Origin of the sequence: Pseudomonas sp. PKS (assembly GCF_051913525.1) — a bacterium.
Taxonomy (GTDB): Bacteria; Pseudomonadota; Gammaproteobacteria; order Pseudomonadales; family Pseudomonadaceae; genus Aquipseudomonas; species Aquipseudomonas guariconensis_D.
The window spans coordinates 1-232 of record NZ_JBEGDO010000078.1; the positions used below are offsets into that span (position 1 = coordinate 1).

Consider the following 232-nt stretch of genomic DNA (forward strand, 5'->3'; position numbering starts at 1 on the left):
GAATACCGGCCTGTCACGCCGGGGGTCGCGGGTTCGAGTCCCGTCCGCTGCGCCACTTTTTCTTCAGATGGGTGTTATCACCGGTCTGGGGTCTGAAGGCCAAGAGCACTTCAGGCCGATCCCAGTTTCAATCAGGTGAAAGCCTGAACGATACGCAGCGGTAGTTCAGTCGGTTAGAATACCGGCCTGTCACGCCGGGGGTCGCGGGTTCGAGTCCCGTCCGCTGCGCCAT

Annotated in this window: 1 tRNA gene; it reads left to right on the forward strand. The window is 61.2% G+C overall.

Annotation, left to right across the window (positions count from 1 at the left end):
- Positions 1-154: 154 nt before the first annotated feature.
- Positions 155-231: transfer RNA gene (locus ABOA88_RS24150), tRNA-Asp, on the forward strand.
- Position 232 lies beyond the last annotated feature (1 nt).